Here is a 22494-nt window from a genome sequence, read left to right on the forward strand (position 1 = left end):
TGTAAGGAGGAAAACCATGAATCCTAATATCGCAAAAATCTCTTCGCTGCTATCTGATCCCTCGCGTTCGTCCATTCTTCTCACCCTAATGGATGGAAGGATACACCCCGCAGGAGAGCTTGCATATCTCGCTAATATTAAACCTCAAACCGCAAGTTTTCACCTGAAAAAATTGCTGGAAGAAAAGCTAATCAGCGTAGAGAAGCACGGAAGGCATCGGTATTACAGATTGTCTAACTCAGATACTGCAAACGTGATTGAACAATTGCTTTGTATAGCGCCTAAAGCCAAAGTCACATCTTTAAAAGGTTCAAAAGGAAAAAGTGACTTGCATTTCGCCCGAAGCTGTTATGATCATCTGGCGGGTTATGTGGGTGTGCAAATCACAAATTCATTAGTTGAGCAGGGGATGTTAAAAAAAGTCGATCAAAACTTTGAGATGACGTCAGAGGGTTCTTTGTTCTTTTTAAGTTTAGGCATCAACGAAGAGCAGCAGCGAAATAAGAGGAGAGCTTTTGCCCGCTGCTGTTTGGATTGGAGTGAACGGCAGCATCATCTTGCAGGAGCATTAGGAAACGCCCTATTGGCACGAATGTTGGAAGAAGAATGGATCGTTCGTATGCCTAAAACGAGAGCGGTTAGGATTACACAAAGCGGGAAAAACGCGTTTGAGAAGTACTTCAAAGTGAATATGTAGGGACTTTTAATGAAGGGAATGAGAAAGAAGGAGCAAGATTCGTTACATCTTACTCCTTCTTATTATCTTGAAGTTGCTTGATTTCCCATTGCAATAGAGATGCGATTCCAACTGTTTATTTGATTGATGATGAGCACAAGGTCTTTCATCATAATGTTTTCGCACTCGATGATATAGCTCGTTGGGAATCCTTTTAGTTGGGATCAGCGTGATGTGTTCACACAGTACGAGCGCAGCTTCCTCTTTATGGAATTATTTTACTATTTTTTGGCAAGAAGCTGCTTTGAATAAAAATAGGGATAGCCAACAATGATGAGCGGAGCTGCTAATGCAAGCAGGATCCACGAGTCTGAGTGACTGTCTTTAATGATTCCAATGAATATACAAGTACCGATGAGAAAATATAATAAAGTACCTAAAAACCAATACATGTTCATTCCTCTTTTTCCTTGAATGTGATTTTTGATTGAGTATTTTTGTCTTTCTCATTGCTTAATCGATCGCTGATTTTTTAACACTTTTTCAGTCCGGATTCCTTTTCTTTTTAATGATAAAATGGTGAGATCAATCGATTTCAATGATGATCATTCCTTCAAAATAGTGACTTCCTTATTATTGTAAATGTAAGCTCGGAAAGATAAAACGTACATAAAGGCAGAACGCTTATGTACGTTTGGGCAATCATCACATGTTGGAAACGCTAATGCTTCACTGTATCTTTGTATTGTTGAGTACCTTCTCTTCCTATAAAATGATGGGAAACATGTATATGTGGTTCGAGTGTATATCGCTTCTGCCAATGGAAAGGAAGTGAATGCGGTTTGCGTATAAGGAATCCATTCAAAGAAAAATACTACACACATGATAGACGGGCATTAAACATGCTTGCGCTCAGAGTACCGGGGCTGGCTTTTATTCTCATGATCTATGTAGCCTCTGTCGTGCTGCAATTTATTACTGCGAGCTGGTCCGTTTTATTGCTTAATGTGTTCACGATATTGATGGCTGTTTTTTCTTTTCTGCACTGGCATTCATATCGCTGGGTTAAGAAAAGCGTCATTCTATACTTTGCACTGCAAGGTTTGATCACTTTTACACTTGCCAATGTCATGACCGGTTTCTTGGTGCTGATTATCATTGGCCTTTATGCATTTTTGATTGGACAGATTGCAGGAATGGCAGACAGAAGAAAGACTTTCCTCATACTTTATTTATTGCTTCTGCTGTCAATCAATATACCGCATCAGATTCATAAAGGTGAATATTTGCATTTTCTTGTCATTGCCGTACCTATTATGATCGTGATTATTACTTATGCCGCTACATTATTTGCCCAAGTCGATGAAAAGATAAAAGCGCAGCTGACTCTTGAAAGGCTGGAGCTGGCTCATCAGCAGGTCGAACAGCTGACGCTGCAAAACGAAAGACAGCGTATGGCCCGGGACTTACACGATACGCTTGCTCAAGGGCTGGTCAGTTTAAATATGCAGCTGGACGCTATTCATGTTCATCTCACGAAAGGCAACACAGAAAGAGCAAAAGAAATCATTCAACAATCGATGAATAGAGTGAAAGGCACATTAGCTGATGCTCGTTCAGCGATTGATGATCTGCGCAGCAAATCAGAAGAAATCGGTTTTTTAAAAGAAAGAATTACCTCCCTGATGGATCATTTTCAAGAGTCGACAGGCATGCGTGGTTTTTTAGACTACAGATTACATCAGGTGTTAGACGTTCGTACAGCTGAAAACTGTTATTCCATTATTGGAGAATGTATTACGAATGCAGCAAAGCATGCTGAAGCAGAATCGATCTCAGTATCCATTTGGGATGACGATAAGGGGAGGCTCCATTTAACTGTCGAGGACAATGGCAAAGGATTTAATGTTGAAAAGAGCAAGAAAAAGAGAGGGCATTATGGGCTTCTTGGCATACAAGAACGCGTCAGAGCTATGAATGGCCAATTCAATATAAAGAGCACAAAATCGAAAGGAACACAAATTGAGATCACTGTACCAATTCAGGGAGAGATGCAAGATGAATAAGGTTTTAATCGTTGACGACCATCTTGTCGTGAGGGAAGGTCTAAAGCTTTTAATTGAAACGAATGATCACTACACCATCATAGGAGAGGCCGAAAATGGCAAAACGGCAGTCCGCCTTGCAGATGATTTAAAACCGGATATCATTCTCATGGATTTGTATATGCCGGAGATGAGCGGGTTAGAAGCCATTAAACAAATAAAAGAAAAACACGACATCCCTATCATTATTTTGACTACTTATAATGAAGATCACCTAATGATTGAAGGAATTGAATTAGGTGCGAAAGGATATCTGTTGAAGGATACGAGTTCAGAAACCCTTTTTCAGACGATGGATGCAGCAATAAGTGGAAACGTGCTGTTGCAGCCTGATATCTTAAAACGTCTGCAAGACATCCAATTGGAGCGGATGAAAAAGCAGAGCAATGATACGCAGCTGACAGAAAAAGAAGTCATTGTTCTCAAAGCAATTGCTAAAGGTTTTAAAAGCAAAGCGATCGCCTTTGATTTGGGCGTCTCAGAGAGAACAGTAAAATCCAGGTTAACGTCCATTTACAATAAATTAGGCGCGAATTCAAGAACGGAAGCCGTGACGATTGCCATGCAAAGAGGTATTCTGACATTAGACAAATAACTTCATATTTAAAATTTGCCCAAACGTACATGCCCGAATGTACGTTTTTTTTATTTCAATGTCAACTACAATGAGAAAGTAAGTTGATCAAGCAATGTGCTGAAAGGAGATTATCATGTCAAAAATGTTATATAAATTAGGAGGATGGGTTGCTCGCCATCGCGTAAAAGTCATATGCGCGTGGATCGTTGTGTTAGTTGCATCGATAGGGTTTGCCATCACGTTAAAACCAAGTTTTTCTGAGGATATGTCCATACCTGACACACCTTCGGAAAAAGCGATGGATGTGATTCAAAAGGAATTTCCGCATGGCCCTGATAAAGGGAGCATACGGGTGATTTTCGGAGCTGAAGATGGAGAGAAACTTACTGCAAATTCAGCGAAAAAGGCAATAGAAAAAACGTTCAAGGAAATCAATAAAGATGATTCAGTGGACTCGATTGCAAGTCCTTTTGTGACAGGAACAATCGCGAAAGACGGCACAGTTGCCTATGCTGATATCAAATATAAATCTTCAGCGGATGATATAAAAGATTACTCTATTAAACACTTAAAAGACAGTTTGAAAATCGCTGATGATGAGGGATTGCAAACGGAGCTGAGCGGTGATATACCGGGAGCCGAGATGGAAATAGGCGGTGTGTCTGAAATTGTCGGCATTATCTTGGCCTTTGTGGTGTTAGCCATTACGTTTGGCTCTTTATTAATAGCGGGTTTGCCGATTATAACTGCGCTCATTGGTTTAGGTGTAAGCATTGGACTGGTGTTGATTGGAACACAAGTTTTCGATATTGCTTCCGTCAGTCTTTCATTAGCAGGAATGATTGGTCTTGCTGTTGGGATTGATTATGCTTTATTTATTTTTACGAAACACCGCCAGTTTTTAAGTGAAGGCATACAAAAAAATGAATCGATTGCGAAAGCTATAGGAACAGCTGGGAGTGCAGTTGTTTTTGCCGGAGTTACCGTGATCGTCGCCCTTTGCGGATTGACTGTTGTTAATATTCCATTTATGTCCGCAATGGGACTTACAGCAGGACTTACTGTGCTGATGGCTGTTCTCGCTTCGATCACGCTGGTGCCTGCCGTTTTATCAATAGCAGGGAAACGGATGATTCCGAGAGCAAACAAGAAAAAAGAAAAACAAAGCTCTGACACAAATGTTTGGGGTCGTTTTGTCACAAAACATCCTATTCTGCTAAGTGTTTGCAGCATTCTCATTTTGATCGTCATTAGTATTCCATCTATGCATTTGGAACTGGGCTTGCCTGATGCAGGGATGAAAGCGAAGGATAATCCTGAACGCCGGGCTTATGACTTGTTTGCCGATGGGTTTGGAGAAGGTTTTAATGGCCAATTAACAATCGTAGCGGATGCACAAAGTGTCACAGGAAATAAGGCGAAAGCCTTCGCAGACGCAGTGAAAGAGATAAAAGGCTTAGACCATGTAGCGAGTGTCACTCCTGCAAGGCCTAATAAAGAAGGGAACTTTGCCATCATTACGGTTGTTCCTGCAACAGGTCCAAATGATGTGGCAACGAAGGATTTGGTAAAGGAAGTACGAAGCTTATCAGATAAAAACGGAGTGGATTTGCTCGTTACTGGATCGACGGCAGTGAATATTGATATTTCAGATCGCCTTAATGATGCGATACCGGTATTTGCTGTACTCATTGTTGGTTTTGCGTTTGTATTGCTGACAATCGTATTCCGTTCGCTGCTGGTTCCTCTTGCTGCAGTTGCTGGTTTCGTATTGACAATGACAGCCACTCTTGGAATCTGTGTATTTGTTTTACAAGACGGGAATCTCATCGACTTTTTCAAAATACCTGAAAAAGGGCCGATACTCGCGTTCCTGCCGATTTTATCTATTGGGATTCTGTTTGGATTAGCAATGGATTATCAAGTATTCCTTGTAAGCAGAATGCGGGAAGAATATGTGAAAACAAAGAACCCGGTACAAGCGATACAAGCTGGATTAAAACACAGCGGTCCTGTTGTCACAGCGGCCGGTTTGATCATGATATTCGTTTTCGCAGGATTTATTTTTGCCGGAGAAGCTACTGTGAAAGCCAACGGATTGGCCCTTTCCTTTGGTGTGCTCTTTGACGCATTTATTGTGCGAATGACCCTGATTCCAAGTGTGATGAAACTGATGGGGAATGCAGCCTGGTATTTGCCGAAATGGCTAGACAAGATCATTCCGAATGTGGACATAGAAGGGCATCAGCTCACGAAGGAAATACAGCCAGAGATCGATCATGAACAAAAGAAACAAATCAGTGTGTAATCGAAAAAGCAGATCTTTAATGATCTGCTTTTTTTGCTTAACAATCAGTTCTTGGATTCTATAGCCTTTCCATTGTGGTAGTATTTAGAAGATGAGGTCGGCAGTTAAAAGGAGACACTTATGGCACAATCACTCATTTTCGATATGGATGGAACTTTGTTTCAAACTGATCGAATTTTGGAATTATCATTAAACGATGCTTTTGATTTTTTAAGGTCACTTGGCAAATGGGATACGGTCACCCCCATTCAGAAATACAGGGCAATCATGGGTGTTCCTTTACCTGAAGTATGGAAGATTTTATTGCCAAACCACTCCAATGAAATAAGAGAAAAGATGGATGCTTATTTTTTAGAAAGGTTAATCGCTAATATCAATCAAGGGAAAGGCGCATTATATCCTCACGTTGAAGAGATATTCAGTTATTTGAGAGACAATAATTATTCAATTTTTATAGCAAGCAACGGCTTAATAGAATACCTCAAAGCAATTGTGAGTTTTTATCAGTTGGACAGGTGGGTGACGGAAATGTTTAGTATTCAACAAATACATACACTGAATAAAGGAGATTTAGTCAACACTATCCTGAAAAAATACGACATTCAGCAGGCGGCAGTTGTCGGAGACCGATTGTCTGACATAAATGCGGCTAAAGATAATGGTTTGATGGCCATCGGGTGCCATTTTGATTTTGCGCAGGAAGAGGAACTTGCTCAAGCTGACTTTGTCATCCATGACTTCATTGAGCTGAAAACATTGCTGCCTGAGCTGAAAATAAGTACTGTGAAAATATAATGAACTTAAATAGGGCTATGTTTTATATTGAACGGAGGCTAAAAGATGAACTCAGAGAACAAGATTTACTATGAACGCGGCACTGAAGAATTAAGAAAACAAAACATTCGTGCACATAAACTTGTTCGAAAATTTAATCATGCTGAACCTGAAGAAGTTGAAAAAAAGGAAGAAATCATTAGACGTTTGTTTGGAACTGCAGGGGCAAATCCCAGCGTTGAACATAACTTTCACTGTGATTTTGGATACAATATTCATGTGGGTGACCATTTTTACGCCGGTTATAATTGTACGATTTTGGATGTTGCTGAAGTACGGATAGGTGATAACTGCATGATAGGTCCTGATGTAGGCATTTATACAGCGGGACATTCAATCGAACCTAAAGACAGACATAAAAGCGGGTACGGCATTCCAATTAGTATTGGAGACAATGTATGGATTGGCGGAAGCTGTGTCATCCTTGCTGGCGTGACAATAGGAGATAACTCTGTTATCGCTGCGGGCTCGGTTGTGACGAAGGATGTTCCCCCTAATTCTGTCGTGGCAGGGAATCCGGGGAAAGTCATAAAACATATCAAATGATTTTTTTGACTTTGCATTCTCTCCTTGAAGCCTAGGTTATTGAGAATTTATCTTAAGAATAAAGGATTTTACAACTGATCATATAAGAAACCCAAATAAAACAAGCATACAAAACCAGCTGCGGGTTTTGTCCAATTGGTCATGATATAAATGCAAAAGAAAATGATTTCCAAAAAAAATAGAGTCCATTAGAGAGACTCTATTTTTTTTGGAATGCCCGTCTAGAAGCATATTGCAGATCATTATGAATGCAAATTACTATTTTATAAACACTTACCTGCATTAAAAAAACGCATTACACGTTCATTTACGTACGCCGGCTGATCCATTGATAAGACATGGCCGGCATTTTTAATGATTTCCGCCTCGATACCGGGAACTAACGAAGAAGCGCGGTGTAAGGCTGAGCGGGGATCATAGATGACTTCATGTTCACCTAGTAATAATAGAATGGGGACTTTTACTGACTGTAATTCCTCGTCGGTGAAAACATACGGAAATCCATCTGCTTTAGGGCTTGGATTTCTTAATCCATCCTGCCACATCACTCCTGCCTGAAACTGCTTCACAAAATTCGGGTGAAGAGCATTGCGATCTCTCATCATCCAACTTAAGAATTTCTCAACCCCATTCGGCTCTGTAAGACTAAGAGCGTATTTGTAAAAATCGTGATGGAATGGCAAAAACGTTTCTGCCGGACTCAGTATAGCTGCGCTTTTTACTCTCTCAGGCATACGGAAAAGGAAATTCATCGTATGAAGGCCGCCAAGCGAAAGCCCGATTATGCGGGACTTTTCGATCTCCAGATTGTCAAACACATCAAGAAGCCAATTGGCGTAATCCGTTCTCGTACCGCTTAAATTCTCAGGAATACTCTTGTTTTTATCACCTATAATGTCAACTGCATATGTTCTGTATTTGCTGCTCCAATCGGCGATGTTGGGATACCACATCGTCGAGCTGAATAATGCTCCGTGGAGTAATACAAGCGGCGGGGCATCCTCTGGCCCGCTAGCAATCACATGTGTTTGACCAAAACGAGTAGATATGTAGAATGATTTGCAGCGGACTGGCCAAAGACTAAGGCTTTCATTATAAGTTTGATAATAGCGGATACCGCTGTCGCTTAATTCGGGAATACTAGATGAATGATTTGACATATAAATGCCCCTCCCAATTTTGTTTAATGAAGGTGCCGTTTCGTGATGGGGAGTCTGAGTTTGATATAACAGCCTTTATTTACAATATAATACAGGGGTTATTTGACGTCAAATCCAAGATAAAAAAGAAATAAAATGATTAGAACAGATTATTGAAAATCAATATAACAGAATATTAACCTCCTTTTTGGGAGCCGCTTCATTAAAACCGCAATCCAAACACATGAATCATAAAAAGGGCAACAGGCGGAATCAATAGGGAAGGCAGCAGGTTCATCGTTTTACATTTCTTGATTCCCAGAATGCTTATTCCTGAACTGAGGATGAGGATGCCTCCTACTATTGTGATTTCGTTTATAAGGTCTGTATTGAGCGCGCTCTCCATTAGTTTAGCAAATAAATAGATGGAGCCCTGCCAGGCAAATAATACAATGGCAGCGGCTGCTATTCCAAAGCCAAAGGTTGAAGCGAGCACAATGGAGGTAATCCCATCTAACAGTCCGTTTGTCAGGAGGTATGTATAATCTCCATGCAAAGCGGCTTCAACCGGGCCTAATATTGACAGCGAACCGATACAAAATAATAGGATCGCAGTTGATAACCCTTCCGCTAAATTGCTTTTAGAGAATTTGTTCACCAGCTTGGTGAATCGCAATTCCAGATTGATGCTCTGGCCAAGCAATCCTCCAAGGGCTAAACTCACGATAAAAAGAATGGGATATTGACTATCTGGCAAATGCTGTGCAATGGTATTGATCCCCAGCGCGACTGCGGCGAATCCCATTGCCTGCATCAGGATATCCTGCAATTCATCTTTCATGCCTTTTTTGAATATCCCTCCGATGATGCTTCCTGCAATGATCATAACGGTATTGAATATGGTTCCTAACATAAGTTGTCTCCTCCAATAATGATTTCTGCATAAAAAATAAACCCTCCAGTTAGTAGAGAGTCAAGGGAGTTTACAAACATATTCATTTTATTGGCAACAGGATTTCAGTCACATAATGGTCTGGGTTATTCGTAATCCCATAATCAATGAGTGTGACTTCAATTGAGTCCCCGGCTACTTCATACTTTTGTTCTTTTATATAGGCCAGCAGCTGTTTGTAATATGGTTCGGCTTCCGGATGCGATCCTTTAAACCGAATTTGAAGATATTCTCTTGAAGGAAAAGTGATTTCTGATGAGGTTTTTTCAGTTTCATCTTCAAGTATCATGAATATACTCGAATATTTGTCGAACTGATTTGCTTTTACATTTGCGGCTGAAATGGACAAACCTATCTTTCCTATGAATATGTCTTCGTTCACATTCAGATGAGTTCTCAACTGTGCTAATGAATGTTCGATATCGTGGCCGAGAATATATTCATGCTGTAAGTAAGCCACACGTATTGCAGGAAGTTTGATTTTTGAAATGTGATGTAATGGCGTGTGAACGGCATCTTCTATTTGGATGATCCGGCGGGAAATCTTTTTTTCAATGCGTTCCAATTCTCTCTTTTTGCGATCAATTTCAGTTTGCTGGCTTTTTAGTAAATCAATCAGCGTGTTTGTATTTTGAGAGTTATAAAAATCAAGGAGTTTATTGATTGGCAGACCTAGAGTCCTCAAATATTTGATGGTATCCAGCCGCTCAAACTGCTGGGTAGAATAATATCTATAGTTGGTTTGCCCGTCTTTATATTCAGGTTTCAAAAGACCAATCTCATCATAATACCTAAGTGCTGAGATTTTCACATTGAACAGCTTTGAAACTTCTCCGATCGAAAAAAATTCCTTCATTCTAACAACCTTTCTGTCCTTATGATTTGCTACATCCACATTATATAGTACAGTGGGTTATAAGAGTAAAGTTTGCTGCATAAAGCAAAAGCTCCCTTAAAAAGGAGCTTTTTCATTCTTCAAAATAAGGATTCACATGAATGAGCACTTCTTCAACATCTGAAAAGTGACTTTTGATTTCATTTCGGATTTCGCGGGCAATATCGTGTCCCTGCTTAATCGTCAAATCATGATCCAAAGATAACCGGACATCAAGCAGCTTATAGTGGCCATGTTCTCTCGCTCGGATTTTATCGAGCCGTTTGACTTGAGGACAATGCAAAATAACTGCTTTATATTCCTCTATCAGTTCAGGATCAACACTTTTCTCCATGAGAACGTCAACAGACGGCCTGATTAATTCCATTGAAATCTTAAAAATGAGGTACGCCACGATGGCACTGGCAATTGCATCGGCGTACAACAGATAGGACCATCCGCGGGTGTTCCCGATAATCGCCAATAGGACGCCGATAAAAGCGGCAAGAGAGGCAACGATATCGCCTTTATGATCGTATGCAATCGCTATAATCGCTTTACTGTTCCATTTTTCCCCTTGTTTGATCGAATAACGATATAAGATCTGCTTAGCCACGTAGGAAATCAGAGCCGCAAACAATGCGCTGTATTGCGGAACGCTTGGACCTTCAACGAAGGACGAAATCGCTTCTATTAGAATATACACGGAAACGAGCACTAATATGATTCCTACAATCGCTTCGCTGATGACTTCAGCTTTGCCATGCCCGAAAGGATGGTCTTGATCGGGCGGCTTATTAGAAATGCCGATCACGGCCAGGACAGCAATCGAAGCCACGACATCCGCTGCAGAATGTATACCGTCGGCAAAAACGGCTTCACTATCGCCTATCAGTCCAAAAAAGATCTTTCCTGCCATTAAGATCAGATTGGCTATCAATGCAATCAAAGCGACTTTTTTGCTTATTTGTTCTCTTTCACTTGTCATTTTGTCCTCCTATAAAACTGCACAAAAAAACAGGAGCGCTTTTGATTCGCTCTCCGTATCCTTTCTTGTGTAATCACTTTGCTTATCATACCAATTCAGTTTCGAGTGGGTCTATAGCAACGTTGTTTCCTGTTTACTAATAAATAAGGTGAAAGAAAAAAAGTTGGAGCAGGGCTAAACAGCACACAGAAAAATTCCGCTGAATTTGAAAATGAACTGTTGACATTTAAGTATTTATCTTTTATTATTGTCTCATATTCAAGATGTTTTAATTCGAGATAATTTAATTAGAGTGCAGGATAATAACCTTCCGATCGTTTGAATCACGAAAAGATCAGGGGAGAGAACGCTTCGTTTTTTTGATCATATGCTATTTGATTTTTTATACCATAATATCTCGAATTCGAGATAAAAGGGAGTGCGAGAGAAATGGCTGAATTTGTACAGCTAGTGAATGAAAGAAGATCTGCAAGCAACTTTCTTCCAGATCATCCAATCACAAGAGATGAACTCAACGAAATGTTTGAATTGGTTGCGTTGGCTCCATCAGCTTTTAATTTGCAGCATACAAAATATGTGACGGTTCTTGACCCGGATGTGAAAGAAAAGCTGAAGCAGGCCGCAAACGGACAATATAAAGTGTTTAGCTCATCAGCGGTTCTTTTGGTTTTAGGGGATAAGCAGGCATACCAGCAAGCTGCTGACATTTATGAAGGATTAAAGGTGCTGGGGGTACTCAATAAACAAGAGTATGATCATATGGTTCAAGACACCGTTTCGTTTTATGAAAACAGGGGAGAACCATTTAAGAGAGATGAGGCGATAAGAAATGCTTCGCTTTCTGCGATGATGTTTATGCTGAGTGCTAAGGAAAAAGGCTGGGATACCTGTCCGATGATAGGGTTTGATGCTGAAGCCGTGAAACAGATTTTGAACATAGATGACCGGTTTGAGGTTGTGATGATGATTACAATCGGGAAAGAAAAAACAGAAAGCAGAAGGCCGCGCGGCTACCGGAAGCCTGTGAATGAGTTTGTAGAGTATATCTAAATATTATGTAAAGGAGCGGATAAAAATGGCTAAAAAAACGATGGGAATCCATCATATTACAGCAATTGTCGGTCACCCTCAAGAGAATGCTGATTTCTACGCGGGAGTGCTGGGGCTGCGATTGGTCAAGCAAACGGTCAATTTTGATGATCCAGGTACGTATCACCTTTATTTTGGGAATGGAGGCGGGAAGCCGGGAACAATTATCACCTTCTTTCCTTGGGCGGGCGCCCGCCAAGGCATCATTGGAGACGGCCAAGTTGGCGTGACTTCTTATGTCGTGCCGAACGGTGCCATGGCATTTTGGGAAAAGAGACTTGAAAAGTTCAACGTGCCATACACAAAAATCGAACGTTTTGGAGAACAATATATCGAATTTGATGACCCCCATGGCCTGCATTTAGAAATCGTGGAAAGAGAAGCAGGGGAGGCCAATACGTGGACATTCGGAGATGTAACCCCGGATGTTGCCATTAAAGGTTTTGGCGGTGCAACCCTGTTATCAGCACAGCCTGAAAAAACAGGTGAACTGTTAGAAAACATCATGGGACTGGAGCGAGTCGGCAAGGAAGGAGACTTCATTCGTTATCACTCTGCCGGTGATATCGGAAATGTGATTGACCTTAAGTTAACGCCTATCGGCCGCGGGCAAATGGGTGTCGGCACGGTCCATCACATTGCTTGGCGGGCCGATGATGACGAAGATCAATTAGATTGGCAAAAATATATTGCTGCCCATGGATATGGTGTGACCCCGGTTCGGGATAGAAACTATTTTAATGCGATTTACTTCAGAGAGCATGGGGAAATTCTTTTTGAGATCGCTACTGATCCCCCGGGTTTTGCACATGATGAATCACAAGAAACGATGGGCGGCAAATTGATGCTCCCTGAGCAGTATGAACCGCACCGGGCACAAATTGAACAAGGGCTGCTGCCGTTTGAAGTGAGAGAACTAGATTAGTCTTAATGACTGCTGACGCATGAAGAAAAAGAAAGAGACATGTATTCAACCGATGTTGCTGGACGGTACTTGAAAAGAATCAGACTGCTGCCTTTCAGCATATCATATTACAACAAAAACGAGGAGAGATTAAAAATGGAAGATGCAGGATTGTTGCTTATTCGTATCATGATTGGTGTGGTGTTTCTGTTTTATGGATCACAAAAATTATTCGGCTGGTTTGGCGGATACGGGATTAAAGGAACCGGACAATGGTTCGAATCAATTGGAGTTAAACCGGGCAATGCCGCGGCCGCTTTATCAGGCCTCGGGGAACTCGCAAGCGGAATTTTATTTATTTTAGGTGTATTCCTCCCGCTTGGAGCTGCTATCATAACGATCATTATGTTAGGTGCCATTGTAAAAGTCCATGGAGCGAAAGGGTTTGCGAACGGTGCCGGCGGTTTTGAATATAACTTGGTGCTGATTGCAGTCTCCATCGGAGTTGCACTTATCGGTTCAGGAGCTTACGCTTTGCATTTTTAATATAAGGATCTAAGAACAGTTACTGAAAAGCAGTAACTGTTCTTTTATTTTTCAAGCACAACATTAAGGTGCTCTCAAAGCAAAAAAGCGGATATGATCCATATAAATGTGTATAGTGAATGTACGCGTATGGATGAGCTTGTTCATGAAAGACGGGCCGATTTGAAGGAGGGTTTTGATGAAAGAGCTGACAAACTTACATTCATTAGATTCTATAGAGAATTTTATTAAACAGCACCGATTCAGTTTTATCTACATTTCAAGACCCGCCTGTACAGTATGTCACGCTGTTCTCCCGCAGCTCAGAAAAGTATTGGATCAGTTTCCACATATCAAATTGGGGCATATCAATGCTGACGAGGTAGAAGAGGTTGCCGGCAGATTTTCAGTCTTCACTGTCCCCGTGCTTCTTTTGTTCATTGATGGGACTGAGTTTCTGAGAGAAGCCCGCTTTGTTCATTTTGAACAGCTCGAAGAAAGGCTGAAAAGGGTTTATCAGATATATCAAGATGAATAAAGTGTTTATACTTTATAAATGAAAAGCCCCCTTTAAGGGGCTTTTTGTCATGATAGGGATTGTGTCACACTGCCCTCCATGCTTGTTTTAAGAGCTGGATACCATGCGTGATGTAAGATGGCTGTTTGTATTTAGGACGATCATGGTGAAAAGCAAAAATCATATTTTTTACTGCGACATATGTATTTATTCAAATCCGTACCTTTGAAAATGTCAGTTCGATCCTTAACCAGAAAGGAGGTTTATTCAGCCCCATTTCAACTTACCGAATTAGAAGCTCATGATGTCATCCGGGAAAACGGTTTTGCCACGTTGTTTTCAATGAATGAAGGCATGCTGCAACCACTTACCGCTCTTGATGAGTGCTGGCAATGCCTGTTGGAATGACACAGCGGATCACGTTTATGCGGAGCTTTTAGAGGATGAGAAAGAACTGGCTGACTCTATGAAGACTTGTATTGAAGTATGAAAGCCCGGACAGCTCGCACAAATGAGATGATGTAGATCCTGCATTTTTGGCGGGCTTACATAAAGGAGTAAAAGGATTCGAAATTCACATGAGCCGAAATCATTCACTTTTGCGGCAAACATTAGTAAGGAATCAGCTCAAACAGATTCTATATATCGACGAAAAGAAAATCGCAAGTTTAATGAATGAACAGGCTTGGGCACATAGGCTGTTAAGAAAGATTTAAGGAATGAATTGGGAATTTTTTATATCTTTTCGCTTCTTTATCAGTCATAATGAAATGGGCCAAAGATTTGTTTGGCATTGAACAGTTAAACAAAAAGGAGCTTTTTGAAATTGGGCTGGAGCAAATGGATTAATCTTATCTGCATCATAGCATTAGGAGCAGTCTTGGGATATAAGTTATTTACCCATCAACACATCAGTACCCTTCACCTCATCATCACTTCCGCGCTCATCCTGTGGAATGTCATTGGGCTTTTCAGCAAAGAAGCCTCACATCAAACAAGACAAACCTAAGAAGTAAGATGAAAAAGAACTCAGAACGAGTTCTTTTTTTGTGCGTCTTTTTATTCCTCACTAGGTGAAGAGGGGTTATCAGTCTGTCCTTGATCACTTTTATCATTATCAAAACTTACTGAAAAGATAATCGAAGTAGAGGGGGAATAATCGCCCAGTGTAAAATTCACTCCGTAATTCTTGCTGTTCGCTGTATGGCTGTTTTGCAAGTTTTGCCCAATATCGGCATTGGCGTTTTGTGTGATTCCGTTTATGGTGAAATTTGAGATGTTGATTTGAGATCGCATGCTCCAAAGGCTCCTTTCATTCATAAATACATGACATACCGAGACCGCTGACAATCTATTATTTTGGATTTGTACTCATAGGATATTTCATTTTTAGATATTAGCTTAAACTTAACGGTAAAAATGATATGTAACTTCAAGACAGTGATGAGAGAGAACATATTCTTTGAACAGCAAGATTCCGCTCGAATAGCCGCCTGACTAAGTTCAGGCGGCAGATCATGATTGTCATCTAAGAATTTGGCGTTTCATTTTTATTTTGCCTAAAGGATATGATTGTGGTTTTCAAAGATGAGTAGGAACCGATAGCGGCGTAGCCGTAAAACCAGCCCATAAATATGCCGGAAAAGAGGCTGTGTCGATGGCTTATAAAAATCGAAATGGCTAGGCCTATTATCAAGGCGGCGGACGGGACAAATGTTTTGGGGATCTTCAGCAACATTTTGAGAATTTGGGTGATCAAGATGATTGTTGGAACAGCTATCACGGCATCCCAAAAGTTTGTGTGGATATTTGGAAAATACATACGGCACCTCAGTAAGTGAAAATATCTGGTTTGGTAAACGATGAAAAATCTACGTTAAAATCTGGTTCATCAGTTCTTGAATCGCATTTGCAATATTTTGATTAAAGGCTTGGTTGTTTGAGGAGTTTGTTTGACTGGAAAAGGTGCGTTCAAAAACCATTCCTGTATTGCCTCCTCCGGCACCCTCTGTTGTTTTAGACACAGAGAACGGGCTGATAGAAAGTGCAGAGCCATTATTGAAAACGCTGTTTCCGGATATCGAATGAATAATTACAGTGCATCTCATCATTCATCTCTCTTCTCCTCTCGATTATTGCTGTTTATACAATATGGCATATGAGCGGCAACTGCTTAAACAAAACGGCAAAAACATACGGTGATAGACATAAAACTACATAAATCCCCAAGCGCTTTTTAATGCAGTTTTTTAGGGGTCTCTTTTTTATGCTTTTTACCAATTTCATCAAAAATATTCTGATTGCCTGAATTCTGGGCTTGTCCATCCTTCCTTAAGAAATCCGGGTGAATGAGTTGTTTGAGATCCCTGACTGTTAAAGGCTTAGCATCAGCGGTTAATTCTAATCCCAATTGGCCGTTTGCTTCTAATGTCGCTTTTTTGACATCTTGTATGGCTGTTACGCCATGGAGTCTCAGCTGCATTTCAAGCTGATCAGCTGTAAGTCTCATCCTCTTTAAATTTTCAATATGAAGCTGCCCGTTTTCAATCACAATTTTTGCCTTTCCGGTTAGCATCTTTTCAATTATGTTAAATCGAATCTGAAGCCATTCCATAAGGATAAGTGTCATTGTGAAAATCGCCGCGCCGATCAATGTTTTGACGAGGCTGTTTTCAATGATTGGCTGAACGATAATGGTTCCGATAGAAATCATGACAACCGTTTGAGTTGAGGTCATTTGTGCGATTGATTTTCTTCCTGAAATTCTGAGTAAAATAACTCCGGCTATAATGAGAACAAAAGCTTCCCAAGTAAAATTCATGCGACCACCTGACCAATGAGTAATGGATTTGTCATGAAGCGGCTATGCAGCCATTCGCGATTTAATATATCCGAAAGGCTGACGATTCATTCTGTATGTACACGATATTTTGGTCTGGCCAATGTTATTGGTATAGATGGATACAATAAGTTAAACAATGACATCAGCAGGAGATTTTTATCCAAACCATTTGGTAATTGGGGAGTGCCTTAATATGATTGAAATAGAAGTTGTCATTAGAACCGTTGCCAGCGTTGGCTTGTTGTTAATTGCAGAAAGAGTTTTAGGCAAGCAGACGATCTCTCAGATGACGATTTTTGATTTTATCGCAGCGATCACACTGGGGGCGATTGCTGCCGGGCTGGCATACAATACCAAAATCAAACCTCACAATATGGCCATTTCGTTTAGCATTTTTGTGCTGACCATTTTTCTTATTTCGTTTCTGGCGATAAAGAACAGGAAGCTGAGAAAATTCTTTGCCGGCGATCCAACAGTGCTTATTCAAAACGGGAAGATACTGGAATCAAATATGAGGAAAATGCGTTATACACTTGACTATTTAAATCAGCAATTGCGTGAAAAGGAAATTTTCAATATCGAAGAAGTTCTTTTTGCGATCCTTGAGACGAATGGCCAGCTGACTGTGTTAAGAAAACCGCAATTCCGGTATGTGACAAAACAGGATTTAATGATCGAGGTTAATAGTGAGAATAAACTGCCGATAGAGCTGATTATGGATGGAAAAATCATTGAGAATAATTTGATGCAAAATCATTTGACGGAATCCTGGCTTTTTGAAGAATTGCAAAAAAGAGATGTAACGGTAAAAGATATCGTATACGCGGTTTTGCTCGGCAATGGGCATATTTATGTGGATCAATATAAAGACCATATATCAGTCCCTATCGATAAAGAATGAGGAAGGCCTATTAAAGCCCTTTAGTGAACGCAATGTTTTCGACATGTCTTGGGTACGAAATGTGCAGCAGTCCGTTTAACATCTGAAATTGTAATAAATGAAATTCAGTGGCTTCAGGAAGCTGAATCGTCCGCTCAATTTCGCCGTAATACCGTTCACGCTGCACCTCCATTTCGGCGGGGAAAACCGGCGTGACGGTTCCTTTGATCAGCAGCTCGGTTTTAGAAAGTAAGCGGATCGTTAATTCCTCCTCATACACGCCGGGCATTTCCACAATGATAAAGTTATACTCTTCATCTTGATAAAAGTCATAAACGAGCGTAGAAGCATCGGAATTAAAAAATTGCTGAGGAGCTTTATATTTGAGTACATTTGTCCAAAAGTCACTTTGCTTATATTCATTCGTAATCTCAAGCCACTTTCGAATTTTTTCGAAATCCATATGAAATTCTCCTTAAACTTGATTTGAAATCGGTGCAGAAGGGTTTCCGATTTGGTCCTGGTCACTGACGTCTGAATCAATATTTCCAGTGTTTAAAAGTGAAGACGTTGGCGAAAGATCACCTAAGGAAAAGTTTGCTCCAAAGTATTTGCTGTTCGCTGTATGGCTGTTGTGCACGGTTGGGCCGACATCTATATTTCCGTTTTGCGTGACGCCGTTGATCTTAATATTTGCGATGTTAATTTGATATGGCATAAACGAAACCCCTTTAGTCTAAAATTGGCGGTGGTGCAATCGGAGGAGCATTAACATTGGATGTATCAGAGTTGCCGATAGATGTCTGGTCATTTACATCAGGATCGTTTAAGAAATTTTCCATTACGGATTCTGTAGGTGATGTATCACCGAAAGAAGAATTGGTTCCTTGAGATTTTTGGTTGTTGGTAGGGCTGTTATATGCGGCTTCGCCTATTGTAATTGAACCATTGCCCGAAATGCTGTTGATCTTCAAATAATACAGGTTGATTACTGTAGACGGCATCCTATCACACCCTTCCATGATTCTGTACAGTACAGTATGCGCCGCCGCACCCAATTGTTCCTTGTAATTATAGGCGAAACTCTGCCTCGCCCGGGAGTGATGCTCGTTAAAAAAATTCACTTTGAAATCAAATGCAAAAGGAAAGAAACAACTGAAAAACACCTGAATGAATTCCTAAAAATAAAGGAGAGAATGCAAGAGTCGGAGCGGGTTCGCAGTAAGCCAACACTCCATACGTTATTGTTTCATACTTGATGTTAAGATCACGGAGGTTTTGAAAATATAAAGAAAAAAGGACAACGGCGGTTGTCCTTTTTCCTATCATTCAATGCGATCCCCATTCAGTCTTCTTGATCTGATTGATCCAGCTCTTTCATCCGCTTCGTAAGTTCAGTGAAAGCCTGATCCAGCTCCTTATAGCCTTTATCATTCGGCGTCATAAAACTGAGCTTTCCCAGTACTTCTTGTCTTTCTGTCTCCAGCTTTAACCGAAGCTCCTCCCGGTTATTTCTTTCCGCTGGAACGTCACTCAATTGCTTTTTGATGCCATTGTCCGAGATGACGAGTTTACTGCTTGTTGTTTTTTCGAGAAAGTAGCGGTCATGTGACACCGCCAGCAATGTGCCGCTATAGTGTGACAGTGTTTCTTCCAGCTGCTCGCGTGACGGCAGGTCGAGATGGTTTGTCGGCTCATCTAAAATCAGCACGTCTTTTTCCTCCAGCATATACGCCATCAGCTTGACCTTTACCCGCTCACCCATACTCATATGCTTGATCGGCTCCGTCCATTGAGAAGCTGTAAAACCTAAGTGTCTCATCAGGGTTTGAACGTGTCCTCTTGCTTTGTATGTTTCATTATGAAATAGCTCTTCAGGTGTTTGTTCTAAAGGCAAATCAAACACTTCCTGCGTTAAATAGCCGATATTTGCGGATGGAGACACCCATACACTTCCCTCAGCCGTTTCCTGTCCCAGAATGATTTTCAGCAATGTTGTTTTTCCGCTGCCATTGGGGCCTATGATCGCAACTTTTTCGCCGTGCTGAATTGTAAAATGTGCGTTTTGAAAGAGGATTCTTTCGCCAAAAGCCTTCGTTACATGCTGAACTTCTAAAAAACGTTTTCCTGTTTTTTTGGTCGTATCAATTGAAAAGCTGACAGTATATTCCGGCTCAACGGGTTCCGCCTTTGCTTTTTCCAGCTCTTGTTCAAGCCGCTTCCGCTTGGATTTAATTTGGGCGTCCGTACGCTTCGCTTTGACACGGTGATATTCTTTAAACCCTTCCTTTTTCGTCGATTGGGCATGGGCTTTTTCCGACCATGAAGCAAGCTTATTCATTTGCGCTTCAATCCGTTCTGCCGTTTTTTGCTGCTTTTCATATTCACGCTGCTGGGCGAGTCTTTTCTTTTCCCGGAACTTCATATACCCAGAGTAGTTTCCTTTGAATTCAATCAGGGTTTGAGCTTCGAGCGACCATATTTTTGTTGCGGCTTCATCTAAAAAATAACGATCGTGAGAAACAAGAATCACAGTCCCTCTGTAACTTTTTAGCTCTTGAATAAGAAATTGCAAGCTTTCTTCATCAAGGTGGTTTGTCGGTTCATCTAAGAGTAAAAGGTCTGCATCGTCTGACAGTCCTTTCGCCAGCCTTGCTTTCAGTTTTTCACCGCCGCTTAATTGTTGGAAATCACGAACGGGTACACGCCATTTCTCCAGCAGTTTCTTTTCGGCGGGTGTCTGATCCGCAAAGGAATACGACGCGGTTTCTTGTTCAACCACCGCCATTTTTACATCCTGCCGTCGGATTTGTCCCTGTGCAGGAGCTAAGTCATTGTGTATGAGGTGCAGCAACGTAGATTTCCCAGCGCCGTTTTTGCCGATAATACCAATAATATCCCCTTGCTGAACACTGGCATTTACGTTTTTAAAAACAGTCAGATCCTTCACTTCATAGCTGACGTTCGTTAATGTTACGATCTCTTTCATCGATATCCCTCGCTTTAAAGGGAGAATCAAAAAAATCCTCCCAAATGTGTTGGAAGGATTAGCCGCGCCTTGCATGATCAAATAAGCTATTTTTTATAAATAGCCATATCGTATATATAGAAAATGGGCAGACTAATCCTATTTTTTCTGATTTGAAATATTGATTTCAAACGGCAAAATAAGATTAGTTAATCATTGTCCACCCATCATCCCTTCTTGTTTTCATTACACACACTATAGCATACCTTCAAATTCAAAAGCAAAGGTCATTTTCATCAAAAAAACTCCTGCTCTCATTTTTGAGGCAGGAGCCGCGAGCTTATTGATGCTTCGCTTTTCTCACTTTATAAATCACAATCAGCAAAATAAACCAAACCGGTGTGACAAATAAGGAAACACGAGTATCCTGAGCCAATGCTAGCACTACAAGAATAAACGCCAAGAACGCAAGAATCACGTAATTTGTATACGGATAAAGCGGAAGCTTGAACTTGTTTGTTTTTGCTAATTCAGGTCTTGTTTTCCGGTATTTCATATGGCAGATGATCGTAATACCCCAAATATAGATAAAGCAGACGGTTGAAATGCTTGTGATCAGGGTGAATACGCCTTCTGGCATGATGTAGTTTAACGTGACACCGATTAAAATCACGATAGCTGAAAAGAACAACGCATTGCTGGGCACTTTTCGCTGAGTCAGTTTCGCCATGGATTCAGGCGCATTGTTATCTTTCGCCAGTGAATAGACCATACGGCTTGTACTGAAGACAGCGCTGTTGCAAGCTGAAGCAGCAGATGTCAATACCACAAAGTTGATAATGCTTGCCGCCCCGACGATGCCAACCGCGACGAATACTTGTACGAATGGACTCTCGCTTGGATTGATGACATCCCAAGGATATATGCTCATAATCACAAGAAGAGCGCCAATATAGAAAAGCAGCACCCGGACAGGGATATTGTTGATCGCCTTAGGGATGACTTTTTCAGGGTTTTCTGTTTCACCGGCCGTAAGTCCGACCAGCTCAATGCCGACAAAGGCAAATACAACCATTTGGAATGAAAGGATAAACCCGTGAATGCCATTCGGGAACATGCCTCCATGGCTCCAGAGATTTGTGAAACTGGAGACCCCTGAGCTTGTGGAAAAACCTTTGAAAATCATCACAAGGCCAATGACGATCAGCGCTAAAATAGCAATGACTTTAATTAAAGCAAACCAAAATTCCAATTCTCCAAAAAGCTTGACGGTTGCCAGGTTCATAATCAGTAAAATAATGAGAGCGATTAAGCCGGGCACCCATTGCGGCACACCCGGGAGCCAATATTGAGTGTAAAGCCCGACGGCTGTCAGATCAGCCATCGCAATGGAAATCCAGCAGAACCAATAGGTCCAGCCGGTGATAAAGGCTGCCATATCACCTAAATAATCTTGTACAAAATCAACAAAGGAGTGATAGTTCAAATTCGATAACAGCAGTTCACCCAGCGATCTCATAATTAAAAAGCAAATGATTCCCGTGATCATGTAAGCAAATAAAATCGATGGTCCGGCAAAATGAATCGATTTTCCTGAGCCGAGAAATAAACCCGTCCCAATGGCCCCGCCGATGGCGATGAGCTGGATGTGCCTGTTTTTTAAGCCTCTCTCCAATTTTTGCTGATTTATATTGTCTTTCCTCATGTCATCTGTCACTTTGTTTGTTCCTCCATTGAAAATTGTTTATTTGAGTCAGCAATATGTTTTAA

The 22494-nt window shown here is 41.0% G+C and carries 25 protein-coding genes and 2 pseudogenes; 11 read left to right on the plus strand and 16 right to left on the minus strand.

The window, feature by feature from the left end; genetic code table 11:
- Positions 1-16 precede the first annotated feature (16 nt).
- Entirely contained in the window at positions 17-697 is a 681-nt protein-coding gene (locus V756_RS0106515; RefSeq protein WP_024713977.1) for an ArsR/SmtB family transcription factor, read from the plus strand.
- 62 nt (positions 698-759) lie between these two features.
- On the opposite strand, the pseudogene V756_RS01000000121970 reads toward V756_RS0106515, so the two are convergent.
- The 3 genes and pseudogenes from V756_RS01000000121970 to V756_RS01000000121975 all read right to left on the minus strand — a co-directional run.
- Positions 760-943: pseudogene (locus V756_RS01000000121970) on the minus strand (carboxymuconolactone decarboxylase family protein); the annotation flags it as partial.
- A 14-nt stretch (positions 944-957) separates the two neighbouring features.
- On the minus strand, positions 958-1134 hold the full coding sequence (locus V756_RS1000000123345) for a hypothetical protein (protein WP_081719792.1): 177 nt from the start codon (positions 1132-1134) through the stop codon (positions 958-960).
- Positions 1131-1275: pseudogene (locus tag V756_RS01000000121975) on the minus strand (hypothetical protein). The gene V756_RS1000000123345 and the pseudogene V756_RS01000000121975 overlap by 4 nt, the downstream one beginning before the upstream one ends.
- Before the next feature lie 243 nt (positions 1276-1518).
- On the opposite strand from V756_RS01000000121975, the gene ydfH reads away from it, so the two are divergent.
- From ydfH to V756_RS0106550, 5 genes are all read left to right on the plus strand, one after another.
- Positions 1519-2742, plus strand: coding sequence for a two-component system sensor histidine kinase YdfH (gene ydfH / locus V756_RS0106530; RefSeq protein ID WP_032681856.1), 1224 nt, complete (start codon positions 1519-1521; stop codon positions 2740-2742).
- A complete protein-coding gene (gene ydfI, locus V756_RS0106535; RefSeq protein WP_024713980.1) occupies positions 2735-3376 on the plus strand; it encodes a two-component system response regulator YdfI in 642 nt (213 codons plus the stop codon). Before ydfH ends, ydfI begins: the two co-directional genes overlap by 8 nt.
- A 115-nt stretch (positions 3377-3491) precedes the next feature.
- Complete coding sequence (locus V756_RS0106540) at positions 3492-5666, plus strand: MMPL family transporter (RefSeq protein WP_024713981.1); 2175 nt, start codon at positions 3492-3494, stop codon at positions 5664-5666.
- Positions 5667-5786: 120 nt separating this feature from the next.
- On the plus strand, positions 5787-6461 hold the full coding sequence (locus V756_RS0106545; protein ID WP_024713982.1) for an HAD hydrolase-like protein: 675 nt from the start codon (positions 5787-5789) through the stop codon (positions 6459-6461).
- A gap of 45 nt (positions 6462-6506) precedes the next feature.
- Entirely contained in the window at positions 6507-7046 is a 540-nt protein-coding gene (locus tag V756_RS0106550; protein WP_024713983.1) for a sugar O-acetyltransferase, read from the plus strand.
- 263 nt (positions 7047-7309) lie between these two features.
- Here V756_RS0106550 and V756_RS0106555 read toward each other — a convergent pair whose 3' ends face one another.
- The 4 genes from V756_RS0106555 to mneP all read right to left on the minus strand — a co-directional run bounded on the left by V756_RS0106555 (position 7310) and on the right by mneP (position 10999).
- Positions 7310-8206 (minus strand): carboxylesterase, encoded by an 897-nt coding sequence (locus V756_RS0106555; RefSeq protein ID WP_024713984.1) that lies wholly within the window; start codon positions 8204-8206, stop codon positions 7310-7312.
- 202 nt (positions 8207-8408) lie between these two features.
- Positions 8409-9098 (minus strand): DUF554 domain-containing protein, encoded by a 690-nt coding sequence (locus tag V756_RS0106560; protein ID WP_024713985.1) that lies wholly within the window; start codon positions 9096-9098, stop codon positions 8409-8411.
- An 82-nt stretch (positions 9099-9180) separates the two neighbouring features.
- Entirely contained in the window at positions 9181-9993 is an 813-nt protein-coding gene (locus V756_RS0106565; RefSeq protein ID WP_024713986.1) for a MerR family transcriptional regulator, read from the minus strand.
- Between the two features lie 112 nt (positions 9994-10105).
- Entirely contained in the window at positions 10106-10999 is an 894-nt protein-coding gene (mneP, locus tag V756_RS0106570; RefSeq protein ID WP_024713987.1) for a manganese transporter MneP, read from the minus strand.
- Between the two features lie 429 nt (positions 11000-11428).
- Between mneP and V756_RS0106575 the strand changes: the two genes are divergently transcribed.
- From V756_RS0106575 to V756_RS0106590, 4 genes are all read left to right on the plus strand, one after another.
- Complete coding sequence (locus tag V756_RS0106575; RefSeq protein WP_024713988.1) at positions 11429-12049, plus strand: nitroreductase family protein; 621 nt, start codon at positions 11429-11431, stop codon at positions 12047-12049.
- Positions 12050-12074: 25 nt separating this feature from the next.
- Entirely contained in the window at positions 12075-13013 is a 939-nt protein-coding gene (locus V756_RS0106580; RefSeq protein WP_024713989.1) for a ring-cleaving dioxygenase, read from the plus strand.
- A 135-nt stretch (positions 13014-13148) separates the two neighbouring features.
- Positions 13149-13538, plus strand: coding sequence for a DoxX family protein (locus V756_RS0106585; RefSeq protein WP_007609195.1), 390 nt, complete (start codon positions 13149-13151; stop codon positions 13536-13538).
- Between the two features lie 178 nt (positions 13539-13716).
- Complete coding sequence (locus V756_RS0106590) at positions 13717-14055, plus strand: thioredoxin family protein (protein ID WP_024713990.1); 339 nt, start codon at positions 13717-13719, stop codon at positions 14053-14055.
- A gap of 1038 nt (positions 14056-15093) precedes the next feature.
- Here the strand turns inward: V756_RS0106590 and V756_RS0106600 are convergent.
- The 4 genes from V756_RS0106600 to V756_RS0106615 all read right to left on the minus strand — a co-directional run bounded on the left by V756_RS0106600 (position 15094) and on the right by V756_RS0106615 (position 16855).
- Positions 15094-15330: a spore germination protein gene (locus V756_RS0106600; protein ID WP_024713991.1), complete on the minus strand. Its 237-nt coding sequence runs from the start codon at positions 15328-15330 to the stop codon at positions 15094-15096.
- A gap of 232 nt (positions 15331-15562) precedes the next feature.
- Positions 15563-15856 (minus strand): hypothetical protein, encoded by a 294-nt coding sequence (locus V756_RS1000000124325; RefSeq protein ID WP_240939723.1) that lies wholly within the window; start codon positions 15854-15856, stop codon positions 15563-15565.
- Positions 15857-15905: 49 nt separating this feature from the next.
- Positions 15906-16145: a spore germination protein gene (locus tag V756_RS0106610; RefSeq protein WP_024713992.1), complete on the minus strand. Its 240-nt coding sequence runs from the start codon at positions 16143-16145 to the stop codon at positions 15906-15908.
- A 125-nt stretch (positions 16146-16270) separates the two neighbouring features.
- Positions 16271-16855: a DUF421 domain-containing protein gene (locus tag V756_RS0106615; RefSeq protein ID WP_024713993.1), complete on the minus strand. Its 585-nt coding sequence runs from the start codon at positions 16853-16855 to the stop codon at positions 16271-16273.
- 214 nt (positions 16856-17069) lie between these two features.
- Between V756_RS0106615 and V756_RS0106620 the strand changes: the two genes are divergently transcribed.
- Positions 17070-17777, plus strand: a complete 708-nt coding sequence (locus V756_RS0106620) for a DUF421 domain-containing protein (protein ID WP_024713994.1) — start codon at positions 17070-17072, stop codon at positions 17775-17777.
- 10 nt (positions 17778-17787) lie between these two features.
- Here the strand turns inward: V756_RS0106620 and cotP are convergent, their stop codons facing one another.
- From cotP to V756_RS0106650, 5 genes are all read right to left on the minus strand, one after another.
- The gene (gene cotP / locus V756_RS0106625; RefSeq protein ID WP_024713995.1) at positions 17788-18219 is read right to left on the minus strand and encodes a spore coat protein CotP; all 432 of its coding nucleotides are present in this window, start codon (positions 18217-18219) and stop codon (positions 17788-17790) included.
- A gap of 12 nt (positions 18220-18231) precedes the next feature.
- Positions 18232-18474, minus strand: a complete 243-nt coding sequence (locus tag V756_RS0106630) for a spore germination protein (RefSeq protein WP_024713996.1) — start codon at positions 18472-18474, stop codon at positions 18232-18234.
- Between the two features lie 13 nt (positions 18475-18487).
- The gene (locus V756_RS0106635; protein ID WP_003243854.1) at positions 18488-18760 is read right to left on the minus strand and encodes a spore germination protein; all 273 of its coding nucleotides are present in this window, start codon (positions 18758-18760) and stop codon (positions 18488-18490) included.
- Positions 18761-19101: 341 nt separating this feature from the next.
- Positions 19102-20745: an ABC-F type ribosomal protection protein VmlR gene (gene vmlR / locus V756_RS0106645; protein WP_024713998.1), complete on the minus strand. Its 1644-nt coding sequence runs from the start codon at positions 20743-20745 to the stop codon at positions 19102-19104.
- 319 nt (positions 20746-21064) lie between these two features.
- On the minus strand, positions 21065-22441 hold the full coding sequence (locus V756_RS0106650) for an amino acid permease (protein ID WP_024713999.1): 1377 nt from the start codon (positions 22439-22441) through the stop codon (positions 21065-21067).
- Between the last annotated feature and the right edge of the window lie 53 nt (positions 22442-22494).

It is taken from the genome of Bacillus tequilensis KCTC 13622 (assembly GCF_000507145.1).
GTDB lineage: Bacteria > Bacillota > Bacilli > Bacillales > Bacillaceae > Bacillus > Bacillus tequilensis.